This window comes from Ellagibacter isourolithinifaciens (genome assembly GCF_008831035.1).
GTDB classification, from domain to species: Bacteria; Actinomycetota; Coriobacteriia; order Coriobacteriales; family Eggerthellaceae; genus Ellagibacter; species Ellagibacter isourolithinifaciens.
Genome location: NZ_WAJR01000042.1, coordinates 1 through 9096, shown reverse-complemented (window position 1 = coordinate 9096; position 9096 = coordinate 1). Strand labels below are relative to the sequence as shown.

Here is a 9096-nt window from a genome sequence, read left to right as displayed (position 1 = left end):
CGAACATGCGCGAGTACTTCGCGAAGCGTAAGAAGGACGAGGAGAGCGGCTAGCCAGTACCGTGATTAGCCGATTTGCGGTACCGTCTTTCGCTGACTGACGGTACCGCAAAAGGCTACTAGCCAAAACCTTCATCTTCGAATAAAAAACGTGATCGAAAAGCACTTTGACCTCGTTATTCGTTAAAAAAGTTTTAACGTTGACAAACACGATGGTCTTTTTGCAGCCTGCGTCAAGAGCCAGAGAGATAAAGTTGAGTAAATTATCAAGGAGCGATTCATCGGCTCGACGCCAAACCCCAAAGCCTCTGAACTTCAGATAGCGCTTCAAATCCCATTCTAAACCAAACCCGTAGTCCGAGTTCATGCCGAACCCCAGTCCGAGCAGCTTTTCCGACAGCGATGAATCCATCGCCTCTATCGCGCGTCGCAAGTCTTCGTCCTCCAGAAACTCTCGCTCGATACGCTTGAGAATCTCCCCCATCAATGCACGATCGTCCCACGGCAGGTCGAAAACGTTCGGAGCAACGAGCAACGCCGACGACGGCTTCACTTCTGCATCGCCCTCCCATAATGTAAACGGCTCCTGAGCCATCCTGCCCTCGAGCGATACGAGAGACTGGGCGACCCTCGCGAACAAAGCCCCGTTTTCCACTTGCAATGTCGTCACAATTCCGGGCGAGATTTCAACTGAGTTCTCCAGCCCGCTCAGCACTAATTTCACAGGATCAAAAGCTCTTCCATAGTGTCAACTTCCTCATACGCCGGTCGGTCACCCGTAATGTAGTCCATCGTCGCAAACTGGCTCTCCGTCACTCTAAGAATCTGAACGAGCCCCGCAGGTGGGCGATTCTTCCGCACGCGAGCAATAGCGCTCCCCGCAGCAGCGTCATTTACTACCAGCTTCGCGTATACCGATTCCTGCAAAGGAAGAAACCCATCTTTCAGCAGGAACTTCCTGAATATCCTATAGTCTTTTCGCTGCTTCGCCGTAGCAACCGGCAGATCGAAAAACAGAACGAGTCGCATATATCGAACCCTCGCCTTCTCGCTCATACCACATCAAACGCTTCAATCTCGTCAACTGAAAGCCGCTTGTTCAAGGCGCAGAGGCAGTCCTGCACATACAGCCCGATGACCGATCCAACTCGGTATCTCCCTCCCCGATAAGGAATAGACTGATTGAGCATATCGATGAGAAGATACTTATCATGTTGTGAAAAATCCCCGTCGATGTTGTCAAACACGAGGCGATCAACAATGGGACGAAATGGCTCCATGAAATCGCAACTCAAGTTGAATTGATTGAATTCATTACGATGGCAAATACCACATTGAGTAAGGTATCCGCGAGCTACAATCTCGCGACTCACGGCGGAAAGGAGGATGCTATATCCATAGTTCAAAGCTGCGTTCACCGGCGTATCGTCATCTCGCGAAAACCCTTGGCCGAAAAGCGCTTGGAAGTAAATTCGCGCTGCGTGAGCCTCGCGATTAGTCGTATCTCCTGACCTCACCTCAGGAACAAGCTGTGCGAGCATGCTCCCCTCGTTTTCACATGCTCGCACATTGAGCAGCCTGCTTTGGTGCATAATCTTGTCCTTCACCACGCGCTGCCATACACGCTTTTTGATAGGCTCTCCCCATTCAACCTGCTCGGAAATTCGTTTGCTCGTATTATGCGAGCCGTAAAGCGGCAAATAGTGGCCGATAGGATTGCATTTCTCATCGGCCACTACAAACGATATCTTCTCCTTAGCAAGCTCTGCGAGCAGATACGCGCTAACATAAACCTGATTCGTTTGCAGCACGATAGACGTTATCTCGGAAAGATGGACCTTCGTCGTATCGTCTTCTTTGCGCACCACCAGATAGCCTCCCTTGTAGGAAAGCTTGCAGGGGCTCACAATGACGATATTTCTAAAGGCCAACGCGCGTCCTCCGCTCGAACATCCCCGTCACCGACTGATCGACAATGAAGAAATCGGTGTTAGGGTCATTGAGAAGCTTGTTATAGTTTGGCTGTAAACAGCCCGAGTACTTTGACCCGCCTGCCAAAGACAAGTCGACCATATTGGCTGACCCATTTATTAAAGCGAGTATTCTGAGAACAATTTCCATCTTGCCATCCTCATCAAGCGAAAGATTATTGCTTTGAATATCATCGATCTTGATTTGATTCAGTAATCTATTGGCAAAACGTTTATGGCTCTTTATGCTGCGTAGTAATTCATCAGGGGAAACACTTACAGAATTACCGTAATGAGGCCCTTCTTCTTTCTTGGAGATAAACTCGCGCAGACAAGAGATCTCATCTCCCGAAAATGCAATTTGAACAGCATTTCTCATCTCTTTCTTCCCTGTAACGACAAACCGCTCTCCGTCGATCTCTACCAGCTGCTTCTTCAGGATCTTCGAACGCTGAATACGCACAAACTCAAGCTGCTCGCTTGCGGCCTGTTCACGCGCGTATTCTTCGAGTGCCCCTTCGTCGCTCGCAATCCGCGACGCCAGCCACACGGGAACCTGGGAGAAACGGAACGCAGGGCGCCCCTTCTTATCGCGCGCCTCGTAAATAAAGAAGTATGCGAATTGCTGACTCGAATATCCGCCATAAATCTGCGGGTCCAAATCGCCCTTCAAGCGCAACGAAAGCTTACTCCCCATCTTCGGGTCGCGCGGCGAATAAATAGTTGCGTTCCAAAACGCACCTGAGTCTTCCATCGGCATGCGCGTGATGTGGCACTGGCGGTAATTCAGCACACGACGAATGCCCTCAACCTCTTCGGCGCCCTCCCACAGTTCACCAGTATCCGCGTCAACGAACGAACTCATAAAGCGCCCAACCACGAATCCACTCGAACCTGGCGCCCGACGAGTCTTTTTGAATTCCTCCGCCTGCTCCCGTACGTATTTTCTCATCGCACGCGTATAGAGAATGGGCTTGTCATACATGTCGGGGTACCACTTCCGAATAAAAAGACCCACCCTGCACGCCAAAAAGGCATCGTGTGCATGATGAAAATCATTTGCCTCGCGGCATTTCACAAACCCTGCCGCCTCGCGCAAATCATGAGACATGCTCGCCTTCACTGGAGTGATCTTCGTGTCAGGATATTTGGCGGAAAGAAGCGACTGGGCAAGCTTCACCATTTGGCTTGTCTCCACCAACTGACGAGCGATAAATCCGCGCATAGCGTTTTCGCCGACGTGCGTGCGCATGAGGTTATTGAACTTCTTGTCGCCAATAAGTTTCGCATCATGCAAACTACGCCAATAGCCAGCCATGTTGCGACGGACACCGTCGTCAAGCAACATCGAATCCGTTTTACGCTGGTTGAATTCGCGAAGCACCAGCGCCTTGTTTTCGAAGCTATCGTCCTTGATATAGGATCGGGGGATGATATGGTCAACCTCGTACAGTCCAGCGTTCGAAAGCTGATTGATATCGATGGGCTTGCCCGAATACATGCATTTGCCTCGCTGCATAAAATACAGTGTGAGACGTTCGTCCAAATTGGTTGGACTGGCCGCCTGTATCTCCTTCCATATTTGAGGATCGTCCTTCTTAAAGGCAGCAAGCGCTTCTTTCAACTGATCATAGCGACGGGCAGTGCGATGGCCCTTCTTGCCCATGTCGTCATCGCGCGTGACCTCGATGAACACATTTGTCGGAGCATGACCTGCGATATGAGCAATCTCGTCGACAATGCGAATCGCCTGGTTGAGACTGCGACGAATTGCGGGCGACCCTGGAAGATCGTTCACGCAAAGCGCACTGCCAGCCTCGGCAAAGTACGCACGGTTAAATGAGTCGATCTTCTTTTGGAAACCCAGGTTATCGTCGCGAATCACTTCCATGAGCACCATCGTGCGACCACGTCGAATATCAGCATCCGGATCGCCTTCACGCAGCACGTCCATAATCGACTTCTCACCAAGCTGCGTATCGATTTTAATCCCCGTCAAGAACTTCTTCGACAAGCGACCCCACCCCGTGAAGCGTTTTTTGCAAATCTTCTTGATCTGCCCAGTGCTTAAACGACCCTCGCCTGCATTGCCATATTTTTCTCGCAGCTTCTCTTCCAGGATTGAACGATCTTCGAACAGGGTGTTCCATAGAATAATTTCTTCAACCATCGGATAATCAACTTCAGCAATTTCATCTGTTCCGAAGACACCCTTAGCGAAGAAATAGTAGGATCCAAGCTTAGATTCCAAACCCGTTTCGCTCTGCCCGCCCGACACCTTCGGAGAATGCGCGTACCCGTTCTGAACGAGCCAATCTTCAATTCTCTTATTCGAAACCGTGCGCGTCTTGCGGAACAAGTCGCGCATCATCCCTTCACGCTGCTCGGCATCGAATCGCCGTTCTTCGTCGCCATCGGACGTCCAGCGCATACCGTTCAGTTCATTCAGAACGCAAAATTCCTCATAGAGAAGAGACGACTTCGGCAGCACGTCCTCGCCCTGCAAGTAAGTACATATACCCGTCATCCGCGTGATGAATTTCTCGGCACTCGCGCCCTTGTCGATAACATCTTCCCAGTTCCAAGGCGTAATCGTCACACCTTCGGTCCCCGGCTTGCGTTCGGACCACGCGAAGCGGAGCTTTCCATGTGCGTCCTCACGCGCATTGCGCTGCGTAAGCGGCCCCACATAATACGGAATGCGGAAGGTGACCAGCGACAGTAGCTTATCCTTCTCATTCGCGAGGGTCGGATAGAAGCGTCCTTGATTATCGAGGATTGTCTCCATCTCTTCGAGGTGCAGCTGATAACAGATGCTTCCGTTGTCACTCGTTTTCAATCGACGAAGGAATCGCTGGTCATCGAAGGCGTCCATCATAGACTCGTAGCGCTCATCGTCCTCGGCGCCCGTGCCTACGAATAGCTTTTTTACTTCTTTGGCAAAGTCATCGTATGAAGTGACTCCAAGGTTGTAGCGCGTGTAGCCCTTAACACTAGCATCAAACTTGTCATAGCCGCCCTTATTCGGACAAAGCGGACCACGGAAGAAGTCGCCATACGACGTTGGCGCATATTCGCGAACCAGTAACTTCAGCATCCTCAAGTCTTTAGCATACTGATCGTACTTCGCAATCATATTTGCCGAAATTGATTCACCAGGAGCATAAGATAGCAACCCTTGGAGTACATATGCGGAATGAACTCGTTGCAGCGACTCGAAAAGCACCTTGTCCTCATCAGGGCACACTTCAAGCAGCGCTTCTGATTCTTCGTCCTTCGAGAGCGATATCTTCGTTCCTTCAGTAGCGAAATCACCGAATATGTCTTTGAACTCAGCCTTCAAGCCAACCATAGCGCTAGCGAGCGCTTTCTTAAGCTTCTTATCAGCCTGCTTGTCACCATCGCCAAAAGAAACTGGGAGTAGCTCCAAAAGATCAGCGGCGCGATCAGACGGACGCATGCCTCTCGCCGTAAGAACCGCAACGATATCTGCCTCTTTGAGTGCCCCACAGTCACCTTCTTGACCTTCGCACCACTCTTTCAGCGCAGTGCAAAATTCCGAAACCGCGTCATCAGGGTTGGCATTTTCCGAAGAAAGTTTCTGCCCTTCGCGCAAAAAGTTACCACGATGCTTCACTATGTTGTGAAGCGCCAAATAAACAAGACGGATATCAGCTTGCTCATCGGTTTCCATCAGCCATTTACGCAGATGATAGATAGTTGGAAACTTGTTATAGTAATCGACCTCGGTAAAATCGCTTCCGTTAAATAGCGGCCAGCGATAATCCGAGGTCGTCTTATTGGGGTCCGTATTTACGAGACGCGATTGGCGAAGACGCAGGAAGAAATCTGGGTCGACACGTTCAATTTCTTCCTGGAGTAGACTCTGCAGCAGGTCGAGTCGCCAACGACGTCGAACATAACGCCTTCGTTGCCCACGAGGGGTGCGTGCCTCGGCTGCCGTTTGAGCACTATCGAACAAACGGCTTCCCCATGTTGGTTGCTTTTTAAAGTGAAGAAGGTTGCCGTCTTCGTCCGTCACCGACCAGCCAACGGAGCCTGTTCCCATATCGAGACCAACGCTGTAGTCGCCCTTGAAATTCCGCAAATTCACGCCAACCACCCTTTCGGTTATGGTACAGTGACGTCGTCTCCGATTACCAGTCGGATCGACACTGCGAGTCAAAATACGGCTTTGCCAAAAATGCCTGCTTGCAGGCGCCACGTAGGTGGCAATCTGACTTGCCGAAAGCCCCATTTTCTGGGGCTTTCTTCATCTTATGGTATTTTCACGTAACTCGCTATTACGAGCTGCTAATCATTCTCGAATCTCGCATGTTGCGACACTGGCTCAGCATGACATTGTTCGAGGGGGGGGTCCTGCCGGAAATCGGGCGATTTGCCCCACCTGGGGGAGGCTGCCGCCGTTTACGGACGCTTACCATCACTTGAAAAGGTGCGCTTGCGGACGCTTGCCCATGCCCGCGGGCGCACCTCACTTGGGAAGGCTATCGCCGCGAGCGCACGCTTACCCTTGCTTGCGCTCGAAGAGCACGTTGTTGGTGTGCAGCCAGCTCTCGACCGTGCCAGTGTCGAAGCCATCTTCGGGGTCGACCACGAGCGCGTACATCTCCTCCTCGCGCAGCACTTCGTCGAGCGCGTCGGTCAGCTGGATCTCGCCGCCCACGCCAGGCTTCACGTCGGCCAGAAGCTCCATGACACGCGGGCTCAGCAGGTAGCGCCCGAACACGGCCAGGTTCGACGGCGCGTCCTCGAGCGCCGGCTTCTCCACGAGCGAATCGACTTTCCACACATCATCGGAAAGCTTCTCGCCGGCGATGATTCCGAAGCGATGCACCTGGTCATCGGGCACGGGCATGACCGCGATCACGCTCGCCCCGCCGTGCTCGTCCGACACCTTCTGCATCGCGGGAAGCATCTGGTTGTCGGGCACGATCACGTCGCCTAGAAGCACGTAAAACGGCTCGCCCGCCGTCTTCTCGTGCGCGCACCAGATGGCATGCCCCAGCCCGAGCGGCTCCTCCTGATACACGTAGCTCACGTTATAGTTGCCCACGCGCTCCACCTCGTCGGCGTAAGCATCCTTGCCGCGCGCGCGCAGCGTGGAGACCAGGTCGGGATCGGGCGTGAAGTGGTCCTCAATCGCCTTCTTGGAGCGGCTGTTCACGATGACGACCTCGTCGGCCTTCGACGCCAAGCCCTCCTCCACCACGTACTGGATGACGGGGCGGTCGACCACGAGCAGCATCTCTTTCGGCTGCGCCTTCGTGGCGGGAAGGAAGCGCGTGCCCAAACCGGCAGCGGGAATAAGTGCCTTCATAGGAAACCTTTCTTCGCGAGGCAACATACAAGGAAAGCGCCCGCTCGGCGCTTTCCGGAAACTCACGGGACAGATTGTAGCACGGGGCAATTGCGCTGCCCGCGGCGCCGGCAAACGCGACCCGAAGGTCACAAAGCCCAAACGTGAACCGGTTCCCTTCCTCACCTCAGAGGAAGGGAACCGGGCCGGGAATTAGCCGAAGCAGCCCGCCAGCTTCTTTTAGCTCCTCATCGCTTCGACATTCAGGATGATCTTCGCCATCTGGGCGCGGCTTGCACTGTCGTGCGGGCAAAGCGACCTGGTGCCGTCGAGATTATCGACGCCCGAGATCACGCCGTTGGCAAGCGCCCATCTGATCGAGCTCATCGCGAAACTGGAAACATCGGCCCAGTCGGTGATCCCCTCCTCGCTCGGATCGGCGTCGGCCCCGGCAATGCCGCAGCTCTTGGCATAGCGCATCATAACGCAAGCAAGTTCTTCGCGCGTAATCTCACGGTTGGGCTGCATCTCGCCCTTACCATCGACACCCGTAAGGATGCCGTTAGCATATGCCCAGTTCATAGCCTTCGTGTAGAAGGCGCCGCTTTCCACGTCAGGGAAAGGCGTCTTGTTGACGGAGTTCGCATCTGAAGAGTTGTCGGTATCCGTCAGGGAGCCCGTTGGGCACGCGCGGTACAGAATGGTCGCAACCTGCGCACGCGTCAGGGCATCATTGGGGCCGAAGTACCCGGTCGGCGTGCCGTCGGCATTCTTGTAGCCAGTCAGGTAGCCGTACTTCGCCGCCTCGTACACGTAATCGGCATACCATTCGGAACCATTGCGCGGCACGTCGATGAACTCGGAAACGTCATAGGTCGGGCGCACGATTTCGAACGTCGCCGTCGCTTTGCCTTCGTAGCGGCCGATGCCGGCAGCGGTGATGGTCGCCGTACCCAGGGTCTCGTTGTCAACGATGGACATCACGTAGTCGACGCTCTGGACGAGCAGCGTATTGCCCAGCATGAGGTTCACCACAGGAATGACCGGCTGGCCCATGTACACGTAGCTCGCGGCAAGCCCGACGAACTTTGCTGAACTCATGTCAATCTTGCCCTCGGAGGGATCGGGCTCGACCTCGTTCGACTTCACCTCGAACGTCTTCTCGACGGTGCCACGGTAATCGCCCATGCCGGTGAGCACCACGCGACCCGTGCCGGGGGCGTCGTTGCCCTCCACGACGTAGGTATAGTCAGTGCCCTCGGTCAGCTTCACGCGGCCCTGGTAATAGAGACATTCGAATCGCCGAAAACCCGCGTTTTCGCTCTCTGGGATACCGACTAGGACGCCCTTGCCAACAAAAGGCCTGGTCACGATTTTCCCATTCGAGAGTAGGAGCAAAAACAGGAGCGCACAACTCGCTCGTTTGACCACCAACTTGCCACTCTGCTCCCGAAAGACCCCCCAGGAGGGGTAACGTCCCGATTTACGGTGCATCGAGGGCTATCGCTGGAAGGTCGCGTCCCGGTCCGCGGCGTATCGAGTGCTATCGCCGGAGCCCTTCCCCCGCTGCCTCGCCGAAACTTTTTGAGGCGCGGCGATGAGAATGCCTTCTTCCTCAGAATCGGCTCGTCGTGGACAAAAATCATCGATATGTGAGGTGTTAGTTTTGGAAAACTTGACTTGGGGGTGCGGACGAATAGTTGGACCATTCGGTCCGGTTAGGAGTTCGCGTGTACAGTCAATCCGCAAGAAAAAAGGCCCTCGAGATGCTGGCGCTCACCGGTGACTTCGAGAAGAGCGCCAGGAT

Annotated in this window: 6 protein-coding genes; all 6 read right to left on the bottom strand. The window is 53.9% G+C overall.

The features are described 5' to 3' along the window. On the bottom strand, positions 1–723 hold a 723-nt coding region (gene csn2, locus F8C90_RS10400; protein WP_158050440.1), incomplete at its 3' end, for a type II-A CRISPR-associated protein Csn2. Continuing rightward, positions 720–1028 (bottom strand): CRISPR-associated endonuclease Cas2, encoded by a 309-nt coding sequence (gene cas2 / locus F8C90_RS10395; RefSeq protein ID WP_158050439.1) that lies wholly within the window; start codon positions 1026–1028, stop codon positions 720–722. The genes cas2 and csn2, both read right to left, overlap by 4 nt. 23 nt (positions 1029–1051) lie before the next feature. Then, the gene (cas1, locus tag F8C90_RS10390) at positions 1052–1906 is read right to left on the bottom strand and encodes a type II CRISPR-associated endonuclease Cas1 (protein WP_246155902.1); all 855 of its coding nucleotides are present in this window, start codon (positions 1904–1906) and stop codon (positions 1052–1054) included. Positions 1907–1919: 13 nt separating this feature from the next. Beyond that, positions 1920–6227: a type II CRISPR RNA-guided endonuclease Cas9 gene (gene cas9, locus F8C90_RS10385; RefSeq protein WP_246155900.1), complete on the bottom strand. Its 4308-nt coding sequence runs from the start codon at positions 6225–6227 to the stop codon at positions 1920–1922. 270 nt (positions 6228–6497) lie between these two features. After that, positions 6498–7310: a UTP--glucose-1-phosphate uridylyltransferase gene (locus F8C90_RS10380; protein WP_158050436.1), complete on the bottom strand. Its 813-nt coding sequence runs from the start codon at positions 7308–7310 to the stop codon at positions 6498–6500. A gap of 219 nt (positions 7311–7529) precedes the next feature. Beyond that, positions 7530–8660, bottom strand: coding sequence for an S-layer homology domain-containing protein (locus F8C90_RS10375; protein WP_170264642.1), 1131 nt, complete (start codon positions 8658–8660; stop codon positions 7530–7532). Positions 8661–9096: the final 436 nt, after the last annotated feature.